This window comes from Methylobacterium sp. WL116 (assembly GCF_008039455.1).
GTDB lineage: Bacteria > Pseudomonadota > Alphaproteobacteria > Rhizobiales > Beijerinckiaceae > Methylobacterium.
This window is the reverse complement of sequence record NZ_VRUV01000934.1, coordinates 1-956: the sequence shown is the minus strand read 5'-3', so window position 1 is coordinate 956 and position 956 is coordinate 1. Positions and strand designations below refer to the sequence as shown.

The window sequence follows — 956 nt, the reverse complement described above, 5'->3', positions numbered from 1 at the left end:
GCGAGGACGGTCAGTCCGTAGAGATACCACATGACTCGGTATCGCGCGGCCGAACCGCCCAGTTTCCCGATTCGGATCGCCTGCGACGAAATGGTGGCGGCCGACGAGGGTGTAGGCGCGGTCGTGGACCCGGTTCATCTCGGCCTCGAGGCGGGCGCGCAGGGCCTCGAACGTCTCCGGGTCGGGATCGCGCGGCACGAAGACCGCCTCGCCGAACACCACCGCGCCGCGGCCGAACGGGAGCCCAAGGCAGGCGCGGTCCCAGCTGCCGAAGCGGATGTGGCGGCTCGTCACCACCGCCACCGGCACGATCGGCCGGCCGGAGAAGCGCGCCAGGGTGAGGATGCCGGCATCGGCCCGGCGCGAGACCTTCGGAACGTCGGCCGAGAAGGCGACGATCTCGCCGTTCTTCAGGGCCCGGATCATCGCGCGCAGGCCCTCGGCGCCGCCCTTGGCCTTGGCGTCCTTGACCACGCGGCCGCGGGCGCCGGAGGCGCGGATCACCCGCACGCCCATCCGCTCCAGGGCGATGGTGTTGATGTTGCCGTCGGGATTCTTCGAGATGATCGTCGCGACCCGGTCCACCGGCCGCCCGGCGAACGACACCATGATGTGCTGGCCGTGCCACATCCCGGCGATGAACGGCGACATCCCGTCGAGCCAGGGATCGGCGCCGGCGGGCTCGATGGTGAAGCGGTTGGTGCGGCGCACGAGCGTGAGGTAGCCGGCCGCGAGCCGTCCCAGGGCGCCCTGCACGGCCGGATGGCGGATGACGCGCTTGCCCAGGCTCATCGTGCCGAAGCCCGGCGCACCCGGCCCCGTGCGGACGGGCCGCGATCGCCGGGCGAGGCCGCGCAATGCTGCGGCACGCGAACGGCGGGAACGGTCGGCGTAGGATTCATGTCTCGCTTTCCGAGGCTCGGCCGGGCTTGCGCGGGGGCGCGACGGCCGGAGGG

At 72.5% G+C, this 956-nt stretch carries 1 protein-coding gene; it reads right to left on the bottom strand.

Translation table 11 applies throughout. From position 1 onward, the window contains the following. The coding region (locus FV223_RS28580; RefSeq protein WP_147729990.1) for a lysophospholipid acyltransferase family protein at positions 1 to 792 on the bottom strand (792 nt) is incomplete at its 3' end. Between the last annotated feature and the right edge of the window lie 164 nt (positions 793 to 956).